General features: G+C 68.7%; 28 protein-coding genes. 18 read left to right on the top strand and 10 right to left on the bottom strand.

From position 1 onward, the window contains the following. Positions 1-40: 40 nt before the first annotated feature. The 4 genes from ACFY1P_RS09365 to ACFY1P_RS09350 all read right to left on the bottom strand — a co-directional run bounded on the left by ACFY1P_RS09365 (position 41) and on the right by ACFY1P_RS09350 (position 3,902). Complete coding sequence (locus tag ACFY1P_RS09365) at positions 41-1,501, bottom strand: ATP-binding protein (RefSeq protein ID WP_390750294.1); 1,461 nt, start codon at positions 1,499-1,501, stop codon at positions 41-43. A 33-nt stretch (positions 1,502-1,534) separates the two neighbouring features. Then, on the bottom strand, positions 1,535-2,224 hold the full coding sequence (locus tag ACFY1P_RS09360) for a hypothetical protein (protein ID WP_390750293.1): 690 nt from the start codon (positions 2,222-2,224) through the stop codon (positions 1,535-1,537). After that, positions 2,224-2,532, bottom strand: coding sequence for a DUF6112 family protein (locus ACFY1P_RS09355; RefSeq protein ID WP_049714171.1), 309 nt, complete (start codon positions 2,530-2,532; stop codon positions 2,224-2,226). The genes ACFY1P_RS09360 and ACFY1P_RS09355 overlap by 1 nt, the downstream gene beginning before the upstream one ends. 215 nt (positions 2,533-2,747) lie before the next feature. Then, positions 2,748-3,902, bottom strand: a complete 1,155-nt coding sequence (locus ACFY1P_RS09350) for a C40 family peptidase (protein ID WP_390750466.1) — start codon at positions 3,900-3,902, stop codon at positions 2,748-2,750. A 517-nt stretch (positions 3,903-4,419) separates the two neighbouring features. On the opposite strand from ACFY1P_RS09350, the gene ACFY1P_RS09345 reads away from it, so the two are divergent. The 13 genes from ACFY1P_RS09345 to ACFY1P_RS09285 all read left to right on the top strand — a co-directional run bounded on the left by ACFY1P_RS09345 (position 4,420) and on the right by ACFY1P_RS09285 (position 14,054). After that, the gene (locus ACFY1P_RS09345; protein WP_390750292.1) at positions 4,420-5,181 is read left to right on the top strand and encodes a DNA-methyltransferase; all 762 of its coding nucleotides are present in this window, start codon (positions 4,420-4,422) and stop codon (positions 5,179-5,181) included. Between the two features lie 136 nt (positions 5,182-5,317). Further along, positions 5,318-5,938 (top strand): DUF4913 domain-containing protein, encoded by a 621-nt coding sequence (locus ACFY1P_RS09340; RefSeq protein WP_390750291.1) that lies wholly within the window; start codon positions 5,318-5,320, stop codon positions 5,936-5,938. A 7-nt stretch (positions 5,939-5,945) separates the two neighbouring features. Then, positions 5,946-6,431 carry a hypothetical protein gene (locus tag ACFY1P_RS09335; protein WP_390750290.1) on the top strand — a complete coding sequence of 162 codons (486 nt, stop codon included), beginning with the start codon at positions 5,946-5,948 and terminating at the stop codon, positions 6,429-6,431. Continuing rightward, positions 6,428-7,075 (top strand): DUF3631 domain-containing protein, encoded by a 648-nt coding sequence (locus tag ACFY1P_RS09330; protein ID WP_390750289.1) that lies wholly within the window; start codon positions 6,428-6,430, stop codon positions 7,073-7,075. The genes ACFY1P_RS09335 and ACFY1P_RS09330 overlap by 4 nt, the downstream gene beginning before the upstream one ends. After that, the gene (locus ACFY1P_RS09325) at positions 7,072-7,767 is read left to right on the top strand and encodes a hypothetical protein (protein ID WP_390750288.1); all 696 of its coding nucleotides are present in this window, start codon (positions 7,072-7,074) and stop codon (positions 7,765-7,767) included. Before ACFY1P_RS09330 ends, ACFY1P_RS09325 begins: the two co-directional genes overlap by 4 nt. 40 nt (positions 7,768-7,807) lie before the next feature. After that, a complete protein-coding gene (locus tag ACFY1P_RS09320) occupies positions 7,808-8,605 on the top strand; it encodes a hypothetical protein (RefSeq protein WP_390750287.1) in 798 nt (265 codons plus the stop codon). A gap of 138 nt (positions 8,606-8,743) precedes the next feature. Continuing rightward, entirely contained in the window at positions 8,744-9,223 is a 480-nt protein-coding gene (locus ACFY1P_RS09315; protein WP_390750286.1) for a hypothetical protein, read from the top strand. Between the two features lie 40 nt (positions 9,224-9,263). Beyond that, positions 9,264-9,686 (top strand): hypothetical protein, encoded by a 423-nt coding sequence (locus ACFY1P_RS09310; RefSeq protein WP_390750285.1) that lies wholly within the window; start codon positions 9,264-9,266, stop codon positions 9,684-9,686. 11 nt (positions 9,687-9,697) lie between these two features. Continuing rightward, the gene (locus ACFY1P_RS09305) at positions 9,698-10,105 is read left to right on the top strand and encodes a hypothetical protein (protein WP_390750284.1); all 408 of its coding nucleotides are present in this window, start codon (positions 9,698-9,700) and stop codon (positions 10,103-10,105) included. A gap of 15 nt (positions 10,106-10,120) precedes the next feature. Then, positions 10,121-11,050, top strand: a complete 930-nt coding sequence (locus ACFY1P_RS09300) for a winged helix-turn-helix transcriptional regulator (protein ID WP_390750283.1) — start codon at positions 10,121-10,123, stop codon at positions 11,048-11,050. A gap of 43 nt (positions 11,051-11,093) precedes the next feature. Beyond that, entirely contained in the window at positions 11,094-11,579 is a 486-nt protein-coding gene (locus tag ACFY1P_RS09295) for a hypothetical protein (protein ID WP_390750282.1), read from the top strand. A 132-nt stretch (positions 11,580-11,711) separates the two neighbouring features. After that, positions 11,712-13,463: a collagen binding domain-containing protein gene (locus ACFY1P_RS09290; RefSeq protein ID WP_390750281.1), complete on the top strand. Its 1,752-nt coding sequence runs from the start codon at positions 11,712-11,714 to the stop codon at positions 13,461-13,463. Positions 13,464-13,550: 87 nt separating this feature from the next. Continuing rightward, positions 13,551-14,054, top strand: a complete 504-nt coding sequence (locus tag ACFY1P_RS09285; protein ID WP_390750280.1) for a CAP domain-containing protein — start codon at positions 13,551-13,553, stop codon at positions 14,052-14,054. 691 nt (positions 14,055-14,745) lie between these two features. Here ACFY1P_RS09285 and ACFY1P_RS09280 read toward each other — a convergent pair. Together ACFY1P_RS09280 and ACFY1P_RS09275 are read right to left on the bottom strand one after the other, a co-directional pair. Further along, positions 14,746-17,580 carry a CHAT domain-containing protein gene (locus tag ACFY1P_RS09280; RefSeq protein WP_390750279.1) on the bottom strand — a complete coding sequence of 945 codons (2,835 nt, stop codon included), beginning with the start codon at positions 17,578-17,580 and terminating at the stop codon, positions 14,746-14,748. Positions 17,581-17,638: 58 nt separating this feature from the next. Continuing rightward, complete coding sequence (locus ACFY1P_RS09275; protein WP_390750278.1) at positions 17,639-18,661, bottom strand: tetratricopeptide repeat protein; 1,023 nt, start codon at positions 18,659-18,661, stop codon at positions 17,639-17,641. Between the two features lie 147 nt (positions 18,662-18,808). Between ACFY1P_RS09275 and ACFY1P_RS09270 the strand changes: the two genes are divergently transcribed. From ACFY1P_RS09270 to ACFY1P_RS09250, 5 genes are all read left to right on the top strand, one after another. Continuing rightward, on the top strand, positions 18,809-19,522 hold the full coding sequence (locus tag ACFY1P_RS09270) for a DUF6338 family protein (RefSeq protein ID WP_390750277.1): 714 nt from the start codon (positions 18,809-18,811) through the stop codon (positions 19,520-19,522). A gap of 770 nt (positions 19,523-20,292) precedes the next feature. Further along, entirely contained in the window at positions 20,293-20,658 is a 366-nt protein-coding gene (locus ACFY1P_RS09265) for a DUF317 domain-containing protein (RefSeq protein WP_390750276.1), read from the top strand. Between the two features lie 45 nt (positions 20,659-20,703). Then, positions 20,704-20,982 carry a hypothetical protein gene (locus ACFY1P_RS09260; RefSeq protein ID WP_390750275.1) on the top strand — a complete coding sequence of 93 codons (279 nt, stop codon included), beginning with the start codon at positions 20,704-20,706 and terminating at the stop codon, positions 20,980-20,982. Next, on the top strand, positions 20,919-21,776 hold the full coding sequence (locus ACFY1P_RS09255) for a DUF317 domain-containing protein (protein WP_390750274.1): 858 nt from the start codon (positions 20,919-20,921) through the stop codon (positions 21,774-21,776). Before ACFY1P_RS09260 ends, ACFY1P_RS09255 begins: the two co-directional genes overlap by 64 nt. A 36-nt stretch (positions 21,777-21,812) precedes the next feature. Beyond that, on the top strand, positions 21,813-22,298 hold the full coding sequence (locus ACFY1P_RS09250; protein WP_390750273.1) for a hypothetical protein: 486 nt from the start codon (positions 21,813-21,815) through the stop codon (positions 22,296-22,298). A 93-nt stretch (positions 22,299-22,391) separates the two neighbouring features. Here the strand turns inward: ACFY1P_RS09250 and ACFY1P_RS09245 are convergent, their stop codons facing one another. The 4 genes from ACFY1P_RS09245 to ACFY1P_RS09230 form a co-directional block, all read right to left on the bottom strand. Then, positions 22,392-22,790 (bottom strand): hypothetical protein, encoded by a 399-nt coding sequence (locus tag ACFY1P_RS09245; RefSeq protein WP_390750272.1) that lies wholly within the window; start codon positions 22,788-22,790, stop codon positions 22,392-22,394. 85 nt (positions 22,791-22,875) lie between these two features. Next, positions 22,876-24,606, bottom strand: a complete 1,731-nt coding sequence (locus ACFY1P_RS09240) for a relaxase/mobilization nuclease domain-containing protein (protein WP_390750271.1) — start codon at positions 24,604-24,606, stop codon at positions 22,876-22,878. 10 nt (positions 24,607-24,616) lie between these two features. Further along, positions 24,617-25,270 (bottom strand): plasmid mobilization protein, encoded by a 654-nt coding sequence (locus ACFY1P_RS09235; RefSeq protein WP_390750270.1) that lies wholly within the window; start codon positions 25,268-25,270, stop codon positions 24,617-24,619. Beyond that, the gene (locus tag ACFY1P_RS09230; RefSeq protein ID WP_390750269.1) at positions 25,267-25,500 is read right to left on the bottom strand and encodes a hypothetical protein; all 234 of its coding nucleotides are present in this window, start codon (positions 25,498-25,500) and stop codon (positions 25,267-25,269) included. Before ACFY1P_RS09230 ends, ACFY1P_RS09235 begins: the two co-directional genes overlap by 4 nt. Positions 25,501-25,881 lie beyond the last annotated feature (381 nt).

Below are 25,881 nucleotides of genomic sequence, written 5' to 3'. Positions count from 1 at the left end.
CCGGCCGCGGCGGGCGGGTGCCCCGGGATGGGGGAGGGGGTTAGTAGCCGGTCGCGGGCGGCGACGGCGGGGCGGGCGTACCGCTGGAGGGGGCGGTGGGCTGTGGCCTTGGCGTGGCCACGGCCGGGCCCTGCGGGGAGGGGGCCGGAGCGGCCGGTCCCTGCCCGATCAGTCCGGAGCCGGAGGCCAGGCTCGCACCCGGGTGGGTACCCGCGGCCATCGCTCCGGACTGCTGCGGTGGCACTCCGTTGCCTGCTCCCGCCGCACGGCCGGCCTGCGAGGAGGAGCCGCTGCTCGTCGCGGTGAGCGGCGCGGGAGGAGCTGGAGTGGAATCGTCACCGGTGCCGCCGCCCGGGCCTCCCGACGATCCAGACCCGGGTCCGCTGGTCCCGGACTGTGTGCCGGGGGAGGACTCGTTGTCCGATTCGGAGTGGGAGTCCGAACTGGAGGAGGGAGCGGCCTTGGCGAGCAGCTGGCCGGGGACCTGGGGCGGACCCTGCGGGGCCGCCGCGGCCAGGGCCGCACCGCCGCCGCCTCCGGTCGACATGGCCATGGCCTTGCGGCCGACACCCTGGGCGGTACGGGAAGCAGCTGCCATACCGGCGCCGCCGGAGCGGTGGAGGTCCTCACCGTGGCCGTCAGCGGCCCAGTGCACGAACCGGTAGGTGATGTACGGGCACAGCAGCACCATGACCATCACGACGATGCCGGCCATCGCATCGGAGACCGCGGCGAGTCCGTCCTTGGCCTCCGTCTTGCCCATGGCGGAGACACCCAGCAGGAAGACGATGGTCATCAAGAGTTTCGAGACCACGAGGGTGGCGGTGGCTTCGATCCAGCCCCGGCGCCACCGCTTGGCGAGCTCCCAGCCACCACCCGCGCCGGCGAAGCACGCGAGGGTCACCAGCACGAGGATGCCGACCTTGCGGACCATCATCACGCACCAGTAGAGGAACGCTCCGATGGCCGCGCCGATGGCGACGAACGTCGGGACCAGCCAGCCCAGTTCGTACATGCCGCCGTACTGGCTCACCTTGATCATGCGGCGGACGGAGTCCGAGATCGAGGAGTGCCCGGCTTTGAACAGCCCGTCGGACAGTGCGTCGACGACGGTGAGGGCGACGGTGGTGAACGCGATGGCACCGAAGGCGAACATCACGCCGACCAGGGTGCCGCTGAACGCCTGGGCCAGGGCCTGTCCGTCGCGTTTCCAGGCGGCCCGTATGAGCTGCAGGCAGAACGTGCCGACGATCACGAGTAGGGCGATCGGCAGGATGAGTTCGTAGTTGTCTCTGAACCAGCCTGCGTTGAGATCGACCTTGGTGGTGGTGTCGACGGCCTTGGCGGCCAGGTCGGCTGCCGAGGCGGCCAGCTCGCCGACGCTCTTGGCGATCCATGCGCCGAGGCCCTCGGTGATGGACTTGCCGGGGTCGGCGACGAAATCGATCGCGTCGACCGCCTTGCAGACGTTGTCCACCAGGGGGAGATTGCAGAAGCCCATGGGTGTGTACCTCCTTCCTGCTGGGCGTTGGGGTTAAGGGGCGACGCGGGGAGAGACCCCGGACAGAGCGCAGTCATGGTCGGGGCGGCACTGGACGGCGAGCGTGATTGCCCGACCCTCGGCGCCAGCTCCGCCGCCGCGCCAGGCGATGGACTGCTTGCCGCTGACGGTGACGGCGTAGACGTACGCCTCGGTGATGGCGCCGGGGTTGTCGCCGAGGGCCTTTGTGAACGCCTGAGGCATGTGGCCTTCGGAGATCTTGGCGGTGGCGTACTGACCGTTGTCATGCATGCGCGACCACAGGGTCGGGTCGGGAACCTGCGAAGCCACGGAGGGCCAGTCGGTGTATTTCGCCTCCGTCGTCATCCATGCCTTCAGAGCGGCCAGGTGCTGCGGCTGCGTGACTGTGCGGGTGTCGTAGGACCACAGGGCGCCTGCGGCGGCCTTGGCGAACTCCACCGGGTCGCGGGTGGACGGCGGCTTCGGCACCGAGCTGTTGCCGCTGTTGTCGGCCGAGGCGGTGGGCGAGGGGCTGCTGGTGGCGGCCGGGGCGGGGGAGTCGGCGGGCTTGCCGGAGTCGCCGGTCAGGTAGGCGATCAGGCTCGCGCTGCCCGCGAGGACCGCGAGCGCTGCGGCTCCGGCCGCGATGCGCTGGTTCACCGACCACGACGCGGTACGGGAAGCGCGCGGTGGGCGGGGCGGCTTGGCGTGACGTTTCAGCATCAGTGGACCTGCGTCCCCAGGGTGCTGAAGAAGGAGACGATGCCGTTGGCGGCGCCGAGGCCGAGCGCGCATCCCGCCGAGACGACGGCGCCCTTCTTGCCGTTGGCCTCGGCCTGGTGGCCGCCGGTGTAGTGGCCCCAGGCCCACACGGCCAGGCTCACTGCCAGGGCGCCCACGATCGCGATGATGGCGAAGAGGTTGATCGAGGAGATGACGTCCTTCAGGACCGAAAGGCCGGGCAGGCCACCCTCCTTGGGAGAAATGCCCGGGTTGTAGGCGAGGTAGCGGACGTGGTCGAGCGTGGGCACAGACGAGCTCCTTGCAGGCACGCCGAAACGGCGTGCGAAAGCGACGAACGAGGAGGGGGAAGGGGCGAGGCGAGTGCCTCGGAGAGGGGAGGAGATGCCGCGAAGGGACGGCTGCGGCCCGGAGCGTGCGCTACTGGCGGAGCGGCGCCGAAGCGGCCTGCCCTGCGGGCGACGCCGGACCATCGGTCCGGGCTCGAAGATCGGTACAGAACCGGTCAGTTGAGGATGCGGCGGGCGGCGAGGATCTGGTCTTTCCAGTTCGCCAGGGTGGTGATGCGTACGACGTCACCGGTCTTCGGAGCGTTGATGATCAAGCCGCTGCCGATGTACATCCCGACGTGCTCCGGCACGGCAGGGGTGCCGCGGGTGAAGAGCAGGTCGCCGGGCTTGAGGCTGCTCACGGAGACGGCCTTGCCTTCGTTGACCTGCGTGTACGTGGTGCGGGAGATGTTCACGCCGGCGGCGTGGTAGGCCATCTGCATCAGCGAGCTGCAGTCGCATCGGCCCATGGGGTCCGGACCGTGGCTGTTCTCGCAGGTGCCGCCCCACTGGTACGGGGTGTCCAACTGTCCGAGCGCCCAGCGGATCGCGGTCTGGATCTTCTTCGGCGCGTCCTTGGGGATCTCGTATCCCTTGGGCACCGCGCCCGGAGGGATCGTGCCGAAATTGCTGCCGTCAGTCCCCGTGGAGCAACCACCCTTCGGAGCCTTGGCGTTGTCCTTCTTGTCCTTGTCAGCGTTCTTGCCGTCCTCGGTGGACTTGCCGCCGTTCGGCAGGGTCTTGATGATCGCTGACTGCAGGGCGCGGGCCAGCGGCTCCCACTGCGCGTACGCATCCGGGAATGCCGACCGCTGGACAGCCTGCGCGGCCTGGGTGACGGTCATCGACTCCCAACCACGCACCTCCAGCAACGCCTTGTAGAACTTCGTGCTCGCGTAGACCGGATCACGGACCTGGGCCGGGGTTCCCCAGCCCGCGGAGGGCCGCTGCTGGAAAAGACCCAGCGAATCGAGATCGCCGTAGTTCAGGTTGCGCAGCCGCGACTCCTGCATGGCGGTGGCCAGGGCGACGATCTGCCCGCGCTCGGGAATGTGCATCGCCACCCCCGTGGCCACGATCGTCTTGGCGTTGGGGATCTGCTCGGCGGGCAGCTCGAGCCCATCGACGGTGACCTTGCCGCCGCCCTTGCCGCCGAGGATGTCCTTGACCTGCTTGGTGACCGCCTCGACATCGACCGAACCGGCCTCGCCGCCGCAGTCTCCGTGCGCGGCATTCGCCGCGCCGCCACCGGCGGCGGCGACCGCCGCGGTGCCGGCAAGCAGCAGGGGGCTGAGGACCGCGACACCGATGGTCGCGGCGACGGCCTTCAACGCCACCTGCCCACACGGCTGTCAGAACCGCCCGGCGGCGGAGGCATGGCGGGATGAGGGCATGGGTGTGCCACGGGAAGGACCCTTCGGGGTGAGTGGAGCCAGTCCGGGCCTTGCGTTCTCGTCCAAAGGGGCCCGGAACGGATCTGGTTGAAATGCATCGGGTGGCCGGCGCGAGGGAGTTGCAGCTCTTGGAGGCGTCGGCGCGAACGGCGTCAGGTGTTCGGGGGCAAGGCGAAGAGACCTCTCGTGCAGAGGGTGATGGGGAAGGGGGATGCCGCCCGGCGGGGCCGGTGCGGCATGACCAGAACTGTAGGGACGGACTGCTGGTTACCCAAAAAGTTCGGTGCCCGGAACTGAACTTTGACGAGTTTCCCGTTCGACCGGGGTCAACCGGGAATTGGCGTCTACAGTCTGGAGTCGCTGCACCGCCGCCCACTGGATTCTCCAGGGCGAGCCTCTAGGACAGCACTTTCTCTATCCAGTTCTTTCTGCACCCGTGAATGGGGGCTTTCTCATGCCTTTTTCCCTGCACCAGGGCGACGCTCTGTCCGTGCTGGCTTCGCTGCCCGATGACAGCGTGGACGCCGTCATCACCGACCCGCCGTACAACAGCGGCGGGCGGACGGCCAAGGAGCGCACTTCGCGCACGGCCCGCCAGAAGTACGTCTCCGGCGACGCCGCCCACGTGCTGTCGGACTTCCCCGGCGAGAACATGGACCAGAGGTCTTTCACGTTCTGGCTGACGCAGATCCTCACCGAGGCGCACCGGGTGACGCGACCGTCGGGGACGCTGCTGCTGTTCACCGACTGGCGGCAGGCCGGCTCGATGTCGGACGCGCTGCAGGCCGGCGGGTGGACCTGGCGGGGCACGCTGGCCTGGCACAAGCCCCAGGCCCGCCCGCAGCGGGGCCGCTTCACGCAGAACTGCGAGTTCATCCACTGGGCGTCCAAGGGTGCGGTGGATGCCGAGCGCAATCCCGTTTACCTGCCGGGCATGTACTCCGCGTCCCAGCCGCGCAAGGACCGCAAGCACATCACCCAGAAGCCTGTTGAGGTGATGCGGGAGCTGGTGAAGATCTGCCCGCCCGGCGGCACCATTCTCGACTTCTGTGCGGGCTCCGGATCCACCGGTGTCGCAGCGCTGCTGGAGGGCTACGACTTCATCGGCATCGAAAAGACTGAGCACTACGCGCAGATTGCCACCGAGCGGCTGGCCGAGACGCTGCGCCAGGTCTCCTCACAGCAGGACTACACCCTCGCCGGTCCTGCCGAGTAACACGGGAATGCGTCCGGCTGATACCGGCAGGCAACGGCTTCCCCCTTTCCCGGTATCGGAGGGACGGATAGCCCTGCCGGGCTCATTCCAGGCGCTGAACGCCACTGAACTCGCACCGTTTTTCCGAAGAGGTTCTGTGTCTGATTCGCATGACCTGGCCGCGGGAGAGGTTCCCGAGCCGGTCCGCATCACCGATCTCGATCTGGCCGATCTGTCCGCCAGCGTGCGCAAGCTGATCGACCAGAGCCAGGAGCAGGCCCGCGTCCTGGACAGCCTGGCCGCCGAAGCGCCGCCGATACCGCTGCCCGGCCCCGACTTCACCGCCTTCGGCGCGGGAGCGGCGCCGACCGGTGGTGGGGAGCCTCTGTTCATCATGGCCATGGAAGGCCAGGCATACGAAGCCGAACTCGATGCGCTCACCGACTGGGTCGACGACCTCCTTCTCCCCGTCTACGGCCGGGAGATCACCTCCAGCGCGCCGTGGTGCCCGTGGTGGGACCAGCACCCCGAGGCTGTCGCCCGCCTGCACGGCCTGTGGCTCGCGTGGCAGCAGCACATCGACCCCGAGGCCGGACCGTCCGGCCCGTCAACCTGGCACCGCGACCACCTCGACCACACCCTGGCCCAGCTCCGTGCCCCCAACGGCCCGTTCGCCGCCTGCACCACCAACCCGGCCCGCCCGGCACACCGCCTGCTGCCCGGCCCGGTGCCCACCACCGACCCGGTCCCCACCACCGGCCACACCCTGGCCGTGTGACGCCGGCGTGAGTTTCCCCAAGTTCACCTTCGCCGCTGACCCCCGCGCTCTGGACGACCTGCGCGAAGCCCCCCACGAGATCCGCGACCTGGCCCTTCTGGCCCTGCAGGACCTCGTCCACGGCGAGCAGCGCGGACAGCGCCTGGACGAACGGTGGGGCCAGGACCTGTCCGACTGCCGCAAGCTCTACGTCGACGCCAAAGTCGACTGGCGCATCGTCTACCAGGAACGCCCCGCCCCGGCCGGCTCCCTGCACAAGCGCGAGATTTTCCTGATCGCCATGCGCCCGCGCGCCGGATTCGAGGCGTACAACACCGCCTTTCACCGGCTCGGCCGAACCCGCACCACCACCCCGCGCGCCGAAGCCGCCCGCGCCCGCTCTCCCCGCAACGTGTCCGTCCGTGCAAAGACGTCTCCCAGCGCCCCGGCATCTGCCCGCCCGCAGACCGGGACCACCCCCACCGCCCATGCACAGAAAGGCTTCTCCCGATGACCTTCCTTGTTGACCTGCTGCCCGACGTACCGAACGGTGAGCAGCGCTGTTCGCGAAGCTGTGCTGCGAGCGCATTCGGACGGGAGGTCGTCGAGGCCATCGAACGGGTCCGCCGTGCCGAGGAGAACCTGGCCCGGGCCGTCGCCCGTGCTCTGAGCACTGACGGGGGCGTGGCCTGTGAGGCGCCCGTCCCCGACAAGGCCATCGAGTGGCCGGAGCAGATGCTTGCCGACGCCGGTCTGCTGGCCGACCTGATCACCTTGGACCACCAGAGCAGGGCAGCGCACGCCGTCCCTTCCTCCTCGGCCCCATGTGCCTGTGACGCGCCCGGTGCAGAGCTCCTCCACGAGATCCTTCAGGCATTCCACGCGGCATTCTCCGCCCACGGTGACCCTGCAGCGCTGTCGACGACCGCCCTGCTCGACTCCTGCCACTCCGGCATACGATTCCTGGACAGGATCGACGAGTTCACCGCACGGGACCTGGCCGAACAGCTCAGGCCGCTCGGTATCCGGCCGGGCAACGTCACCGCTTGCCGCGGGGCGCGACGCAAGGGCTACCGCTACGCCGACTTCGTCGACGCCTGGATCCGCTACATCCCCGACCTGCCGGTCGAGCGCCGCGTATCCGGTCGCCGCGCGTGAGCACCGCACGGACAGCCGGGGCTCCGGCCGCCACGGTGGCGACGCAGCTCGATGCCCGGGTGGAGAGCGCCACCGGGTGGACCATCGACGCTCTGCGGTCGACCGGTATGCACGCCGGTGAGGAGCTGGCGACGGTGGCTGCCGCCCACCGCGCCCTGTCGGAAGCCGAGCGCGCCGTCACCTACCACCGCACCCAGCTGCACCGGATCTCCAGCGGCGAATTCGACGTCGACCAAGCCCTGTTCACCCGCATCCACCGCACCGTCGCCCAGCTGCAAGACGCCGCCGTCCACCGCGACGCCCGAGCCACGGACCTGCTGCGCACGCTCCAGCCCCTCGAAGAGCACAACCGCGAGCAGCACGTGCACCCCGGGGCCGGCCTTCTTCAGTCCGACTTCGCGGCGCTCGTGGCCCTGGCTCCCGGCGGAGCCGTGCTGCGTGAGCACCTGCTGACCCACCGCATGTCCATCACCACCCCGTCGGGCAGCCGCATCACCTGGCCGGTACTCCAACGCCTCGAAGCCCAGGGCCTGGTGAGCCGGGATGTCACCCACTCCCTGCAGTCCGGCCAGCCGATCACGCTGACCGACATCGGCCGCACCTGCCTGACCCGCCGCACCACACCCGCCGTACGGACCGCACGGGCCGCCGCAGCGGCCGGTGTGCCGATGACACGGCCCCATCGACGCTGACCAACCACGGCACGCTGACGCCACGAACCGAAGAGCACCGTTGAACACACCCGACCTTGATCTTCCCGACCTCTTCGCCCACGACTTCCGCCTCGACGGCTACACCCTGGCCCCGGGAAGCGACGAGGACCACTTCCTTGCCCTCGTCGCCGACCACAACGTCCTGACTCCGCTGATCACCCACCACACCTCCGACGGCACCCGCGGCTATATCGTCCTGCACGACGGCGCCGCCACTTGGGACGTGCCGGGCATGGCCCAGCTGATCGCCGTGGCGATCACCCGGGACCCTGACAACTGGACGTTCTCCTTCCACAGCGAGCGCCACCCCGTCCTCCCACTGGCACAGCGGTGGCTGATCGCCCACGGAGCAGCCCCGGACGCGGTGCGCCTCCCGGCGCAGTGGAGCGGGCCCAAGCCGGCCGACGCCCAAACCACCGCACTGGAGGAGCAGCTGATGACCTCCGGCGGACGCTACGAGGTCCTGGACCACTACACCGACGATTGCAACGAGTACGAGACAACCATGCTGGTCCACGACCACGACCCGGCGAGCGCCGAGCAGCCGTACCGCCTCTTCCTGGAACAGTGCTCGCCGGACAGCAGCACCTACACCCTGCGCGAAGGCGCCTTCCGTACCGAAAACGCCGCGCGGGAGTGGATGGAAGAGCATGACGGACCGCTGCCAGAACCCCGCGCCACGAATCCCGGTGCACTCGTCGCAACCCGGGTCCAGGCTGCCCGGGCGACCGCCCGCCGGCTCTCCTGCACGTCACCGGCAGCCCTTCCGCCCGCCTCACCGTTGCCGCCCACTTCACGCTCCGGCCGTCACCACTGACCCGGAAGGCAACGGCCCTCGACCGCTCGCTGACTTGGTGCGTGGGGCGCCTGGTTATAGCGCGATATCGCCGGTTACCCAAACCGGCTGAAATCCGGACCCTGGAACTTCCCACGCATCCGGCTCAGGAGTGGAGCAATGAACGACGACGAGGTGATGGGGCTGCTCGGCGAACGGATCGAGCAGTCTTTCGGCCGCACCCCCACCGGCCTTCAGCAGCATGGAGCCGGCACGCCCCTCGCGGAGATCGTGGAGGCGTACGCCCGGCTCGCCGAACTGCAGCAGACGCTCGACGGACTGCATCACGTGCTCCTGGAACGGCTGGACGCGGCCCAGGACGGCAAACTGAGCGCAACCGGAGGGCAGGAGTTGCTGGAGGCGGCGTCCGACGTCACCGACGCCATGGCTTCCCGTGACGCGCAAGCCACAGCCCTGCTCCACCTCGTCGACAACCACGCAGCCGCCGCGCCGCCCGGCCCGGTTTCGGCACAGGCGCGGCGGGCAGCGGCAGCCGCCGCCCACTCCCCGAACTACCCGCTCCCCACCCCAGCCGCACCCGCCGCACCTCCTGTTCCGACCACAGCCGCGCGTCCGGGCGTGACGCTGCGCCGCCGGTGAACGTGCGGATGTCAGTTCGTAGTTGATGAAGAGGTTTTACGTGAGCACTGCGCTGCGCCCGTCCAGCCGGGACGCCGCCATCGAGGCTGCCTTCGGCCACAGCATCCAGGACCTGCATCAGCAGCAGGCCATCGCACCAGTCGCGCCGGCCGTGCATCGAATGCTGGAAATGCGGTCCTTCCTCACCACGGTCGAGAACCGCCTCGAGGAAGTCCGTCACCGCATCCACACCGCCACCGCCCCCGGCCAGGACCCTGTGGCCGCGGATCTTGCCGTTGACCTCCAGTGGCTGGCGAGTGCCACCAGGACCCGAGACCAGTACCGGCAGGCCATCGATCAACTGCTGCGCACCATGCCCGCTTCCTCCGCCCGCAGTCCGTTCGCCCGCCCTACCGCCGTCGCCGCCCCGGCGCGGCCGGCCGCGACTGCCCAGGCCGGTCCGGCAGGACGCCGGATGCGCTGACCCCTCCGACGATGAAAGCCCTCCCCGCCGTGGACCAAGACGCCGCCGAGATCCAGCGGAATATCGAAAACGCCTACGGATATCCCCTGGACCGCCTGCGCGACTACGCCCAGACCCACCCCGGCGCGGCTCCCGTGCTGGATTCCCTCCTGACCGTCCACGGTGACCTCGAACTGGCCGAGCGTGCCATCGAGTTCCAGCTGGAACGCCTGCGTACCTTCGTCGAGCCCGGACGGCAGATGGACGACTTCGACACCAGCCACATCCTCGACTGCGCACAACGCCTCGCCCAGACCCACGCCGCCCGCAAGGCCCACATTTCCGCCGCCACCGCCCTGCTCGGCCCCCGACTGCTCACCGGCACCACACGCGGCCCCCCGCCTCCCGCCCCGCGGACCTCCTCCACCCGCACCCGCTGACCCTCGGAGCCCTCGATGACCAGCAGCACGTTCACGTCCACCACCTCGCGCATCAACGACCTGCGGCGCGTGGAGGAGTCACTGTCCATGATCGCTCCACGCTGGAGCGTGCGAATCCTGCACACCCTGCGCCAGGACACCCCCCTGCGCTTCACCGAGGTCAAGCTGCGCCTGCCACAGATGCAGGACCCCTCCCTCTCCCAGCGCCTGGCCGCCCTGGCCGACCACGGCCTCATCGACCGCACAGCCGTCGGCGGGCGCCCGGTCTACTACGAACTCACCGACCGGGGACGCGACCTCGCCCCCGTCCACGACGCCCTGGCCGCCTGGGCCGCCGCCTGCCTCGAAGACACCGGACCTGCAACCAAGGCCGAGCATGCCGAGGACGCGCTCAAACTCATCAGCCCACGCCATGCCACTGCCGTCCTGTGGGCCCTTCGGCAGAGCGGGCCCTTGCGCAGCGGCGAGCTCTCCCGCGAGGTGACTCCGGGTATGTCGCCGATGGTGATGACCTCCCGCCTGCGTCAGCTGGGCGCCGACGGCCTCGTCGAGCGCGTCACCGACAGCCACCGTTCCCCCTACCAACTCACCGCCGCCGCACACGCCCTGGGCCCGGTCTATGCTGCACTTTCCGCCTGGGCGGCAGGCCGTCCGCCCACCACCCGGTCTGGGCACCGCCGCACACCGCACAGCAGCGCCCTTCGGCCCCGGCACCATGGCCTGGTGGGCAGCGGCCGGGACAGCGGACCGTGGCTGCGGCGGCCACGGCCACCAGCCCGCGCACCCCCGCCTTCTCCAGTACCACGTCCACACCGCCGCGCACGACGCCCGCTATCCGTGCCCAGCAGATCGCCCCCGCATGGCGGCAGGCAGACCTCTTCTCCCACACCACCCGAAACCCCGCCGGTCAACCAGCCGCTGACCACCAGCGGCCGGTCCCGATGATGCGGACCGTGAACACTGCCGTCATTGCCCGGCGTCGCACCATATGAATGAGGACAGCCGGTCGGCCAAGCTCGGTACCCGCCTGATCACCCAGACGCTGGGCGCCACACCGGCGCAGCTCCTCTCCGCCGACCGAGACGGAAATCCCCAGGGGCAGCTCCTTGAACTGGCCCTGGCCGCCGCGCTCCGCCTGGATGCCATCCATCATGCGCTTGTCGAGAAGGCGGCATACGCGGCCACGTGCCTGCACCGCGTCGCCGACGGCCAGGACGAGGTCGACCGCCGGGCCACCAACGGTCTCCTGCGCAGCCTCGGCTCCGAGATCGAGGTCCTGGCCGCCCGGCGTGGCGAAAGCATCCAGCACCTTGAGGTAGTCCTCGACGCATACCAGGCAAAGGCTATTACGGAAGCGACCCGCAGCCCAGGCCCCAACCTCACGCTGGATAAGCGGCGTTCGCCTACTGCGCCGCCAGTCAGCCGTCTGTCGAGCTCAGCGCCGCCCACCACCAGAGCAGGCAAGTCCCGCTGAGAGAAGGCGCACTACCGCCCCTCGCTCTCCCCGTCTGTGTGCCGGCACCAGCTTGTGCTGGGGCCGCACTGCCCCACACCGGTCCCCGTTCGGGACCGGTATCCACCGCATCGCAGGAGCACCACCCACCACATGCGTACACGCACCACCTCCCGAACCGCCCGCCTGGTCTCCACCACTGTTGCCGCAGGCGTCGCGGGCACCCTGGCCTGGACCCCGGCCGCCCAGGCCGCCGACGCCAAACCCACCTCCTTCGGCCCCGGCTACACCATCCCCGACTCCGACGGGAACGCCGCCGCCTCCCACATCGGCGCATACGGTCCGCCCGGCATCACTGTGTGGGGCGAGAGCGAGACCTACTGCGCTGACCCCGAGCGCAAGGGTCCGCAGGCCGCCGGCGGCTACACCGGTCCGAAGACCGTCTCCCACTGGACCTCCTCCGAGACCGGGCAGACCGTGCCGGACGCCCATGTCGCGTACGCCAGTTATGTGATCGCCAAGTACGGGCAGACCCGCTCCGACGAGCAGGCCGCCGCTGTCGATGCCACCGTCTACGAGTTCCTGGCCGGCGGGAAGTATGCGCTCGAAGGCTCCCGAGGCAAGCAGCGCCTGGCCTACCAGAACGTCTCCCCGACGGCGCGCACGCTGGCCGAGGGCTACATCGCCGAGGCGAAGAAGCTCGCGGGCCCGTACACCCTGCACATCAAGCCCAGCGTGGAGAAGACCACCGCCGGCACGAAGGTCGCGGTGTCCGTGGAAGTCACAGCCACCCTCTCCGGTGCGAAGGTGCCCGGGGTAAAGGTCGCCCTGTCCGAGTCCGGGGTCGGCACCGCCAGCGGCACGGTCACCACCGGCAATGACGGCACCGCTCGCTGGGAGTTCACCACCGGCACGGCAGGCGAAGCCACTGTGAAGGCGACAGCGAGCGGCCTGCCGGGCTTCCGGCTGAAGGTCCTCGAACCCCGCGACAGCTCCGCACAGCGGATGCTGCTCGCCGGCGACACCACGACCGCCGAAGACACCACGAAGGTCACCGTCACCCCGGCCACCGGCGGCGTCGAGATCCACAAGACCGACCCCGGCAAGGCGAAGATGGCCGGCGCCGCCTTCCAGCTCCTCGACCCGGCCACCGGAAAGGTCGTCGCCGAAGGCAAGACCAACACCGACGGCGTCCTCGTCTTCGACGACCTCGCGCCCGGAAAGTACCGCCTGCACGAGACCGACAGCGGCGATGCGATCCACGCCCTGGTCCCCGACCAGGACGTCGTCATCACCGAGGGGCAGTCGGCCAAGGCCCACCCGGTCACCGTCGTCGACCCCTTCAAGGAAGCCGACCTGCTCGTCAAGAAGATCGACAAGAAGTCCGGCAGGGCACTGCCGGGTGCGGTCATCGAGATCGACACCGACACCGTCGACGCATCCGGCAAGCACCAGCCGGGCAAGAAGGTCACGCAGGTGACCACCGGCAAGGACGGCACCGCGAAGATCAAGCTCGGCGTCGACCTGAAGGACGGCACCCGCTACTGGGCCAAGGAGACCAAGGCCCCCGACCGCTACCAGCTGAACACCGTCCCCGATCAGTTCACCGCCCTGCCGGGCGAGCAGGTCACCGTCACAGTCGCCGACACCCCCGTCCCGCCCACACCGCCGTCGACCCCGCCCACCACGCCTCCCACCACACCGCCGCACCACCCGGACAAGCCCAAGACCCCTGACACGCCCGACACCCCCGGCGGCGCCCTGGCCCACACCGGCGCCGAGACCACCACCTGGGCCCTGGGCGGAGCCGCCGCCCTGCTGCTCGCCGGAGGCGGAGCCCTGTGGGCGACCCGCCGCCGGCAGAAGGCCGCCGCCGAAGACGGCACCCTCGACTCGCAGGAGTAACACCCTCCTCCTGTCCGTGGCCGGGAGACACCACTGCTCCCGGCCGCTGGGACGGACAGCACCACCAACCACCGGAGCCAATCCCGCATGCCTTCCCGCATATCCACCCGCACCGCCCGCCTTGCCACCGCCACGGCCGCCGCCGGAGCAGCCGCCATCCTGGCCTGGGCCCCCGCAGCCCAGGCCGCACCCGTCACAGCCGTCCTGCAGGATGCGGCCCGGCAGCAGATCACCTACCTCGTCAACAAGGAACGCCACGCGGCCGGATGTGCCCCGGTACGCCTGAACGACCAGCTGAACCTGGCCGCCCAGCGCCACTCCGACGACATGGCCAACCGCCACTTCTTCAGCCACACCAACCCCGACGGCACCGGCCCCGGCAAACGCATCACCGCCGCGGAATACCGATGGACCGCCTACGGCGAGAACATCGCCTACGGACAGCCGACCGCGGCCGACGTCATGAACGACTGGATGCACAGCGACGGCCACCGCGAGAACATCCTCGACTGCTCCTTCACGGAGGTCGGCGTCGGCATCAACCACGTCCCGGGCGGCCCCCGCTGGACACAGGAGTTCGGCGTGCGATAGCCGAAGAAGCCCAGCACCTCGCACAGCTCCTGGCGGCCCTGCCGCGCAGCCCACCAGTTGTCCCGGCCAGCACGGCGCTCCCTACAGGTCCCGGCTCCCGGCCAGCCCCGACCGCCAGCGGCAGGGCACAGGTACCCCGATCCCGTCCATTCCATAACGCGGCGCCCCGCCCCCGCCCCGAGCGGGGCGCCGCACATCATCGGAGACACGCAATCCCCCCGCCCCCCTTCAAAGACCCGTACCAGGAAGACCTCGTGCCCCACGCCACCTCGCCGGCCCTACATCCATCGGCGACCCCGGACTTCAACCCCCGCACAACCTGAGCTGACCCCTGCACGACGACGAAGTCGGCATGGTGACGACGGTGGCGGGAGCCGAGCTTCTTCTGGCGCGGCGACATGTTCGCCCGAGGGCGTTTAGCGTGTTAATCGATCAACTTGCATAGGGCGCCAGGGTTGCGACCACTTGAGTTTTGCGGTCGTAGACCCGCGGCGAGGTCGCAGGTCGAGCAGAGGGTTGGCTGGGTCGGTGGCATCGAACGGAAGCCAGGAGAAGCATCGGCGGTGCTGTCATCCCGCTCTTGGGAGGGGCTGCCAGTGCTTCCTTCTGCGCGACAGTACCCGCGTCGTCGCTGTCCGTGCTGGACAAGTTGAAGGGCTGCTTCACCACTGGGATGACGCTTCCATTTCCGTCATGCGCCGACGTGCAGGTAGGCCGCCCACAAGGAAGGAAGCCCCGGGTAGCGGTCGCGTATGTCCTGGATGGTGTGGTGCAGAGCGGTGGCGGCCCGGTCAGGGGCGAGAGGTCCGCTCGGGCCGGTGGCCAGGTAAGTGTAGAAGGACTCGGCTATGTCGACGGCGAGTCTGTCGTTGATCGGCCACAGCGTCCCGATGACGTGGGTGAAGCCGGCGAGTTGGCAGGCGCTGGTGAGGTGGATGGCCTCGTCGGACAGTTGTCTGTCGCCGGGGGCCGCTGTACTACAGGCGGAGAGATAGGCCAGTTGCCCTTGGCCAAGACTCAGCTGGGCCAGGGCCGCGACGGTCAACGGTGAAGTGGCGTGGTCGTAAAGGAGCAGTCGGCTCTGTGAAGGGTCGGCGCTGTCGCTGACACCGTGGCAAGCGAAGTGGGCGATGGCACAGTGCGGGAGTTGCGAGCGGACGGCGGCCGCGGTGGGCGTGTCGGTCCGGGAGATGCTGCCGGGTTCAGGCCCGATGAGCTGGACGGGGTGGGGAAGATGGGCCTTGACGCGGCGGGCCTCCTCACGGACATGCCGCAGTGGTGCATCAAGGCCCGGGGTATCCGGCATGGCAATGATCAAGGATCGGAGGGGACCGGAGGGCGGCTGGCTATGTTGGCGAGTGTGGTGCAGGGTACGGATCGTCGGGGTGTAGGACGAGATCACCCGGTCCATGACGGTCCGGCGATGACCTCCGGGTTCGCCGCCCTTCGTGTGATAGCCGGCGGCGTGCAGGGGGAGCACCCCAAGGGGACCGGCGAGTGTCCACCACAACCGGGGAAGCGGTTCGCCTCCCGGTGGGGCGCCCAACTCGCCCAAGGCCGTCAGCGCGGAAAGGACGGGCTCGGCGGCGGCATCCCAGAGCCACTCCAGGACGCGCCGCAGTGCCCGCTGGGCGGAGACCCGGTCGCCTGCGGGCGCTCTCGCCTCGTCCAGCGCGGTGTAGAAGGCATCGACTTGGCCCAGGGTTTCGTTCACGGTCAGTCGAGGTAGCGGGCAAGAGCTCACTCCGTGCCTGGTGAGGAGCAGGGCGTCGCTGCGGTAGCGGTTGACGTTGAATGTCACTACAGGGCCGTGTGCGGAATCGGGCAGCAGCTCTTCGAGAATCGGGGGACGGCCGAAGGCTGCGAAGCCCTCACAGGCCCGGATACGCTCCAGCAGTGCCTCCAGCTCCGCCGCGAGCCGGTGGCGTTCATGGCCAAGTCGGGCAACCTGGCTTGTGCCGGTCAACGTGGTCGTCGCGGCGTCGTCCTGGTCGAGGAGTTCACGCAGCTCATTGAAGCGCACAGCCAAGTCGGGGTGCTGATGGCGAAGTTCGCTCAGGTCGCTTCGGGTGTCAAGCGTCTGGGACAGCAACACGGCCCGTCCGGCCTCTGCCAGGCCAAGGGCGCGCATGGCACCTTGCCTCGCGTCGACGCCGCTGTCGGCGAGAACCTGAGCGATCGCGTCGGCAGCAAGCTGACGGGTCCTGATGAGTGCCTGCTGCTGGTCGCCGCGCTTGAGCCGACGGGGTGCCACCTCGGGCAGGAGCAACACCGCTCGTTCCAGGATGCCGGCGGCCCGCCGGGGATCCGAAGACGCGGCCAGGTGTCCGGCCGCACGCGCGGCATCGATGCGCATGGATGCCGAGGCCGCCGTCGTCCCGGCTGCTCGTTCCCAGACGGAGACCGCCTCAACCCGGTCCTCTTCCGCTCCCTTATGGGTGTGGCGGAGCTTCAGAGCATGGCCCAGACTGGCCAGCGCATTGCTGATGCCCGGATGGTCGTCGGGTGTGGCGCGCACTGCTGCGCGCCCCAACTTGACTGCCTCCTCAAGGGCCTTGGCCTTTCCGGTGTGCTCGAACCGGAGCACAAGAGCGTTGCACAGATGACTCAATGCGACCGAAGAATCGGGATCCTCGTCCGGACGGGTGCGGACGGCGGCTCGTCCCACTTTGATCGCCTCGTCAAGATCCGCCATCTCCCACGACTGTTCAAATCGGTTCCTCAGGGCCGCGCCCAGATTCGCAAGGCTGGCGGAGCGATGGAGCGGGTCGAGGGCCGCACGGACTGCGGCCCGGAGCATCTCGATGGAATCGTCGAGGGTTTCCATTCTTCCGGTCAGGTCGAATTGAGCCTCCAGCCCAAGTCCCAACTGCTGCAGCGATATGTTGCGACCGGGGGCATTGTCGGGGTCGGCGCCGACAGCCGTGCGGAGCAGCTCCACTGCTTCGTCCAGAGCCCCCAGGTCCCCCGTCCTGTCAAAGCGATTCTTTAGGGCGGTGCCGAGGTTTGACATACGGCGTGCGCGCTTGGGGTGGCTGTCGGGAGTGGCATGGACAGCGGCTCGGTAGGCACCGATTGCCTCATCCAGGTCGGCCACAGCCCCCGTTCGGTCGAACCGCCGCCACAACGAGTTGCCCAGGTTGTACAGGAGAGCGGCCTGATGGGGGCTGTCGTCGCGCGTGGCGCGGATGGCGGATCGGATCAGGTCGATCGCCTCGTCGACGGTCGCCAGATCTCCCGTCCGTCCAAACTGGGATTCCAGTGCCGTGCTGAGGTTCGACAGCACAATAGCCTTGTAGGGGTAGGACTCTGTGACTGCACGGATGGCGGCTCGCCCCAGGTCAATCGCCTCGTCCAGGACTACCGGATCTCCGGTTCGCTCGAAGTGCTCCAGGAGCTCGATGCTCCGATTGGACAGATCGGCCACGGGGTCGAAATCATCCGTGAAGCCGGACGGGACATTCTGCCGCGACGGCCCGCGCAATGTGGCCCAGAAACCCTTCCATGATTTCTCAGGAATTGACACAAACACTCCCTTCAGTCGCCGCACAGTCGATACTGGACAGAGACATAGAGTGAGAAACTCACCGCCTGAGGAACCTCCTCAGTCCTCGCGATCGGAGATCCAGACGCGCTGCCACAGTCCTCCGCAGCACAGTCGCGGACCATTTCATTCCGTGCTCCGAGAGCAAAGCACCGATGTCGCTAGCCGCAGACGCCAAGTCCGCCGCGGTGTTGGTGTCGCGGGCCCGTCTGAGACACTCGAGGTACGCCTCCGACGCGTACAGCTTGGCCTCGGATCGACGTCCTATCGCCCCAAGGACCTTGCTGTAATTTCCGAGTGAAGTGGCGAAACTGAGACTGATGGACCCTTCTCCGGCCTTCTGCACTTGCCTGTGCCAGGTGATGGCTTCCTCGGCGACAGGCGCCGCGTCCGACCACCGCTCGTCCGCCACCAGGGCAGCCACCATGAGATCAAGGCCGGTGGCCAGTAGGGAGGCGGTCGATGCCGCCGCAGCGCCATTGGCATGCAGACGACGCGTGATCTGCACCGACTCCTCAGCGGGTACCAGCATCCCCCGCTGATCGTCGGAGCTTTGAAGGACGAGGCACAGCGTGTGCAGTGCCAGTGCCAGGTCGGCGTCGTGGACACCGGGGATGTCCTCGGTGAGCTGGCGCCACCGTGCGACCGACTCCCTGGCCGCGCTGAGCGCGGCACGGTGGTCGCCTGAATCCGCCAGAGCGTGAGCCGCGACCGACAGCGCCCGGCAGAGGCTGGGCTCGTACGCGTGCGAATCCTGGCGGGCCAGGCGCCGCATCAGGTCCAGACTCTCCTCGATCAAGGGGCGCGCCTTGTCGTGCCAACCCAGGGAAAGCTGAGCAATACCGAGCCAGCCGAGCAGGAAGCCGAGCTGAGGCACAGAAGCCGGATCCGTGTGCAGCAACCGGCGGTGCAACGCGATGCCTTCTTCACAGACATCGATGAAGGCCTGGGTGACCGGCCCCGGCCTGTTCATCACCTCCTGGCACAGCCCGTAGATGGCGAGGCCGAGTTTGGGCTCGTAGGTGAGTGGATCCCTTTGGGACAGCTCGCGGAAGCGCCTCACTCTGGTCTGCGCTGTCCTCAGCGCTTGGTCTCCCACGCGGGTGCGATTCCCCGTTGGCGGTGTCCGCGAACCCGGCGGTATGGCCGCAGCATGCACCGTAGGGTGGAGCGCACTTCTACTGCCACGACATGCGAAGGGTTGAAGGGGATGGGGCAGGCTCCCTCCACGGTGTTCCAGCTCGCCGTCCTGGTGTTGTTCGTGCTGCCCGGGGCCGTCTATCAATTTCTCCGCGAGCGCTGGCGCGGCCCCGTTCCCCAGGAGCGCACGCTCAGCGAGCGGGTGTTGCGGGCCCTGGTCGCCTCTGTCGTCCTTGACACGGCGTACGCAGTCGTTGTCGGGCCCGAACTGCTGCACCTTGTGAGGTTTGGTGACGGTGGGTTGCTGTGGGCGGAGGAACGGATTCGGTTGGTGGGTCTCTGCGGACTCGTGCTGTTCGTCGCTGTACCCACCGCGGCCGCCGCCGCTGTCTCGCTCCTGCAACGCCGCCGGCTGCGTGCCCGCTACCAGGGCACCCCCTCGGCCTGGGACCACATCTTCCGTGACCGTCGACCATGCTTCGTGCGGCTGCGGCTCAAGGACGGCACCTGGGTGGGAGGCTGGTACGGAAATAAGTCGTACGCCACGTCCTATCCGCAGCCGTGCGAGCTGCATCTGGAGTCAGCCTGGCGGATGCTCGGCGACGGCAGCTTCGTCGAGCGGGTCGAAGGGACCGCTGGGCTGCATGTGCGGGGCGCCGATGTGGACATCGTGGAGATGGTCGACGCACCGATCACCGCGCCGGTGACCCCGGACACGCCGCGGGACGGTGGAGCGAATGATGCGGAGCACCGGGCGGGCGGAGCGGCCGATACGCGAAACTGAGGGGACAAGAAGGCAGATGGGGAAGGAGCAGCTGCATGGCCGGTGAGTTTGCCGAAGAGGAGCCCGACTTGAGCCCCGCCGAGTTGAGGATGCTGGAGAGTCTGACTGAGGAGCGCGGCTATTCTCCGCGCGCTCGGGTCGCCGAACCGGCGCAGCCACCCGTCGGACGCGCGAGCGCCTCGCCTGGGGCAGGACTTCTCGACGTGGCGCAAGGCGACGGTGAGGACAGCGAGACGGAGTCACCGCCCGCGGACTGAAGGGGCTTCCTGGTCGTGGGTCTGATCGCGCAGACCGGCAGGCCCACGACCACGGGCATGCTCATAGCAGCAGGCATCGCCCGCTCGTGATCCACGCGCACGTGTCCTTCTCCCGTACCGCCTGGGATGTGAACTGCCGGAAATCGTGCTCTCCCGCGTGACTGCGCGGGTCCTGTTGGAGAAGGATGCCCGCACAAGAAGAGAGCGGCCGATCACTCCTGTTTACCTTGTCGGACCTCCACGATGGGCAGCATTGTCCCGGTGGCGTGGAGGCCACGTTCCCGCGGTGTTGGACTTGCAGGTATGGGCCTTCGTCGCACCTCCGGGCTTGAACTGCTGGTGACTCGCCGTGCTGGCAAGCGTGGCTGTCCCGGCCTAGCAGAACCACCTGGACATTGCAGATCAGCTGACAGCAGACATGCAAGGGCCGCACTGGAGTGGTAAACCTCCCGAGACCCATGTCAAAGTCGCTCTGGCAAGGACAATGCCCCAGGTATAGAAGGGAGTTAAGCAATGACCATCGAATTGCCGACTCCGGGATTCCGCACCACCATCGAAGCCCTCCGCTTGCGCGAGTGGCCGCTTGGTCCCGGCCACGCCAACAAGGTCCTGGACCAATTCCGTGACGTCGACTACAAGTTCGTAGTCGACGACAGAGCAGACGTTCACATAGCTTCGAAGGACGGCCGACTCTACCTCGGGTACTTTCCCGACGGGCGGCCCGGAGGGCAAGGCGAGGGATGGAAAATCGCCGTCACCGGAACCGAGCACATACGTGGCTGGACAGCAACCTTCGATCCCGACACCCCGGCCGATCTTGTCGCCGCCTTCGTCAACGCGGTGATCTCCAGCTCCCGGCCACACTCCTACGCCGCGTGAACCATCCAACCCAGACTCCACTGCCCGTACTTCGAGGAGAACTCCATGCCCCGTGACATCACCGTGCGCGAGCTCATCCAACGCCTGCAGACCTATGACGCAGACCGCATCGTCCGTCTCGCCACCGCCCCCGACTTCCCCTTCGCGCACTACCTCGGCGCACTCATCGAAGGACGCGACGACGCCGGCCTGCACTGCGTCTTCCTCGGAGACGGCGGACAGCAGAGCTACCTGCCCCGCCCGGTCGCCGTAGCCCTGCGGTGGACCCCCGACACCACCGGTCAGCGAGAACGACGGCGCGCAGTACCAGCAACCTCACGCTGACCCGACCCAGCCGGCCATCCACACCGATCAACGGAGCCTCCCTGTCCCCGACAGACCCTGACCCGGCCCACAACGCCCGACACACCGCCCTCCGGCCCGACACGCACGGCGCGTTTCTCGTCTCCCCGCGCTACCTCGCCGGAGACGATGGCCTCCTCGGCGATAGCGTCACAGACGCCCTCGTTGCCGCCGGATGGAGCTGCTGGACCACCCGCAGTCAGACACGCCACCTCTTCGACACCGACCAACTCCGCGGCGCCGAATGGCTCCCCGGCCATCCCAGCATCCTCTTCGACGGAGACCCCGTGCTCTGGGAGTTCTTCGCCCGCACCGACCTCACGGCGCCGCCACTGTGGACCGCCTACTTCACCGCCCGCGTCCCCCACGAACTCGTCACCGCCTTTGCCACCACACTGGCCACCACGCCCGACGTCACCCGAGGCATCGAACCCGGCCGCACCCCGCTCCAGCCCCTCGCCGACGCCCACTGGTCCACCGACCCCACCGACGCTGGCAACACCTACTACGCCCCGAAACTCCAGGCATGGGTGACCTACGGAGCACTCTCCGAGGCGATCGAGGACGGCAACCCCCTGCCCGGACTCCCCGGATACCTCGCCTGGGCCCAGCCCGACGACCACCTCCCACACCACTGGTGCGCGGCCTTCAGCCCCTCCACCCCGCAAAACCTGGTCACCGCGTTCACCACCGCGCTCGCCGACCCCGCCCCCGTGCCGCGCTCCGCCCTTCCGCAGGATGCATCCGGCCACCTCACGATTAGCCTGTCCAGCTGAGTCTCGCCCCGCCCACCGCAACACCATGGAAGACGCGTGACCATCACCTTGCTGCGCCTGTCCCTGACCAGTACCCGGGGCACCTTCCATCACGGCGCCACCGCCCTCAACGGCATCCCCTTGACGGTGTGCGGCTTGGTGTCACCGGACCTACGGATCCTCACCGAAAGGCGAGGGCATGCGGTCTGCCAGGAGTGCGACCGTGCCCACGAGGTCCTTACGGCATCACGGTGCGAACCGGAGCGTCGCTTCGTTGAGGGGGCCGACCCACGAGCAGCTGGACACTTCCAGCTCCCGAACCTGCTCCGTGCCTACTGCGGCAAAACCCTTGGTGCTCCAGCCATGGCGGGTGCCAAATCCTGCCGCCCCTGCGTGAGCCTTCTCGACCGAATCGAGAACTTCCAACGGCATACCGGCTACCAGTACCCGCATGTTTCAGCCATCGCGAGGGCAGTGTCGTCCCAGGACGGCCCGTTCTCTCTGAAAACGGAAACACCAGACGATCTCGGGCTGCTGTTCTGAACCGTCGTAGAGGCCGGCGCGCTCAGTGTGTCGGCCTCTACGACGTTGCGGTAAAAGGCAGTTTTCGTGGCAAAGGGCCCGCTCTGAAGCCGGTCACGTCAGATAGGCGCCAGAGAAAGCGCCGTCGTAACCCATGGAGCGCTGTGCTTGGTCGAAGTCCTCCGCCACGCCCGTGACGGGGCCCATCAGGTCGTCGAATTGCTGGGAGGCCATGCGGGGTTCCGGCCAGGTGTGGGTGCAGCGGCAGCGGATGAATATGCCTTCGGCGGTCCTGACCACCATCCAGTCGCGGCCCGCCCCGCACTGATGGCAGAGCGTGGTTGTACCGGCGATGACCAGTGGGCCGGGGTGCGGGAACGCCATGAAGGACACCGCTGTCCTGTCCACCCGCAGCTCCACCGGAATATCGACGGATTCCGGGGAGGGGCTCTTCTCCGCCGGAGCGGCGGGCTGCTGTTCGGAGGAGTCAGCTTTCCTGCTGCGCCAGAACATCCGGTGCCCTTTCTGCTGCGTTGCCGTTTGCCGTTTCAGGATCGGCCACGAGTGCCCGGTCGGGCCACTTGCAATTCGGCGTGCATCAGCGAGCGTTCCTCCCGTTCCGGCGGTGATCACCGGCAGGCATCGGACGTGCGGTCCGGGCAGTTGTTGCCGGTGCCGCGGCGGCTGTGGCCTGCAGGGTATGGGCTTGGAGGTCGGCGATGCGGCGTATGCGCCAGACCAGCACGTCGCTGACAGAGCCAGCGGAGTCCAGTTCGCGCTGGCCAGCGACTTCGCGAAGGAGAGCGGCGGGGTCGGCACCGGCTCGTGCGGCGTCGCTGAGGGTGGCGGCCAGGGCGTCCCAGCCCCTTTCGGCCATCAGGGTCTGAGCGAGGTGCGGGAGCACGGTGCGCACCGTCGTCTCGTACCGGGCGCGGGTGGTTTTCGGCAGGCGTCGGCCTCGGTCGCGCAGTGCGGTCAGCGGGGCGCGAGCGGCGGAGCGGTAGGCGGCGCGCAGGTGCTCGGCAGTCTGGCGGGCGGCTGCGGCCTGCTGGGCATGCTGATGCTGGGCGTGCCAGCGAGCCGCGGCCACCACCACGAGGAGGAGCGTGGAGAGCACCATGGCGGTGGCCGCTCCGTCTTCTCCGCGTCCCAACGAAGGTCCGGCGTAGACGATTTCCCGGGCGGCCTTGCGCAGTGCGCGCGCTTCGGCGTGCTGGGCGCGGATGTGGGAACGACTGGCGCGCTCGAAGGCACGTGCTGCCAGCCGAAGTTCTTCTCGTGTAGTGGCAGCGGACGTTTTGGCGAGGGCGTCGAGAACCTCGCCGGCGGCCGAGAGCTGGGCTGCTGCTGCCCCGTCATCGCCCTGGTCGTCGAGGAGGAGCGCAGCGTCCCAGATGGAGGTTGTGGCTGCACGGCGGGCCGAGGCTGGACCGGTCGGCTGGGAGTGGATCGTGCTGGCCTCGCCCGAGTCCGGTGCGGCGACACGTTCCTTGGCTGTGGGGGTGAGGCGTTCGCGGATGCGGGGGAGGGAGAGATCAGGCGCCAGTTTCGACCCGGAGTAGAAGACGGGCTGGCCGTCCTTGTTGCGGTCGCCGGGCAGAGCGACGGTGTATCCGAGCAGGTCGCCGGAGGGCGCGATGCGGGTACGGACGAGGAGACCGGAGGCGGTGAGGCGGTCGAAGAACTCCGCTTCGGTGCTCGCGCCGGCCACAGCCCGGCGTACGCTCTCGCGCAGTTCCTCCCGTGGCGTCTGCTCGCGGCGCTGGCGGCCAGCCTTGTGGCGCTCGGCGCTGGTGGGTCGTTGAGCGGCGGTCCCGTCACCGGTGTTGAGTCGGCGCAGCCCGAAGTCGGCTTCGATACGGCGGGCTTCCTCCTGCGAGCGGCCGGCGTCGTTGTGGATCCGCGGCTTGCGCCCGTCCTCGCGCATGAGGGTGGCGATGATGTGGATGTGGTCGTGCGCGTGGCGTACGGCGGCCCAGCGGCAACCGGCCCCATCGCCGGTGTCGATGCCGGTGGCCGCCACCATGCGCCGGGCGATCTCGCCCCACTGGTCGTCGGAGAGCACCGGGTCGTCGGGGTCAGAACGGATTGAAAGGTGCCATACGTGTTTATCCGGGCGCCGGTTCTCGGTGACGGCCATCACGGGCTGGTCGAGCAGCTGCTGCAACTGCCTGTACGTGGCCTGCGAGTCCCGGCCCGGGTCGGGGGCCATCCCGTCCCAGGAAGCGACCAGATGCGGGTCGATGTGCTCCTCGTGGATACCGGGCCCGTACAGGTAGGCGAGCAGGCCGATGGTGCGGCTGCCGCGTTTGTGGACTCGAGGGATCACGCTGGGTGCCTTAGCGGTCGATGAGCTGCTGGGCGGCGGCCTCGACGCGCTGGACTGCGCGGCGGACGGCCTGGAGGACGACCTCGGTATGCGGGGCATTGGCACCCGAGTTGAGTGCTTTCGTCACCTGGTTGAGGTTGTTGCCGATGTAGCCAAGATGCCGCCGGGCGGCGAACAGCTCGGAGATCACTTCGCGCTCGGAAGCAACGTCGGCCGCAGTGCGTTCGAGGTCGCGGGCGGCAGCGAGCGCGCAGTGGGCGAGGAAGCCGGCGACGGTCATACCGGCGGCCTTCGCCCCGGCGGTGATGCGGGCGAGCTCTTCGTCGTTCAGGCGGGCATTGCGAACGTGGGTGCGCTGGCCCTGGCCGCGCGGTCCGCGCTGGTAGGGGCGGCGACGGACGCGCTCTTCGGCACGCTCGAGGTGCTCGCACGAGGCGGCGTGGCACGCGTGGTGCTCCGCCTCGTGCTGCGGTCCGCCCTCGGCCGCAGCCTCTCCCCCCGGCGCCCCCTGGCGCCGGAGGGCCTCCTCCGCTCGCTGGGCGGAGGCCCCTTTGGATACTCCACCGACGGTGGAGTATCCAAAGGTATAACTTGCTCCCTCTGAGGTCGAGTTGAGTGTTGCCTGCTGGCCTGAGGGGACTGAGGACGGGCGGCGGTTCGTCATTGGTACTCACCGTCGGTGGCGCGCAGCTGCTGCTGGAGTGTGGCGGCCAGAGTCAGGACTTCGTCGGCGTTGCGCAGTAGCCACACCGTACTGTCGGGGCGAAGCTGGGCGAGCCACTGACCGTCCGGTGCTTCGACGGCGGCGTAGACCAGTCCGTACCGCAGGAGCACGTCGATCCAGGCGGCGGCCTCCAGGCCGGTGTTCGGCGCGGGCATCGGGTGGTTGAGCATGGGCAGGTGAGCTCCTTTGCAGGGGGTGGGACGGCGGCCCGGCTGGGATGTGGCCGGGTCGCCCGGTGGCTTCAGTGGCGGTGTATGCACTGGTCAGCCGCATTCGCGGCAGTAGCGGAGGTGCCTGTTCAGGGCGCGGGCCATGGCATGTCGGGTGCTCTGGGCGCTGGTGCGGCAGGTCCGGCCCAGCGGGCTGGCGGGGGCGCGGTTGGCGCGGACTTCGTACGATGTCGCGCTCGAAGGAGGTCTGGATGGAGCGGAATCGGTGGCAGTGGCGCATGGGAGTGGTCCTACCTTTCAGGTGTGGGTCTGACTCTGGTCATTCGTAAGATCGGAGGGCCCAGGGGCTCTGGGTATGGCTGGCATGGCGGAGACCGTTCG

It is taken from the genome of Streptomyces sp. NPDC001407, assembly GCF_042895325.1.
Lineage (GTDB): Bacteria > Actinomycetota > Actinomycetes > Streptomycetales > Streptomycetaceae > Streptomyces.
This window is presented reverse-complemented; position numbering and strand designations above follow the sequence as displayed.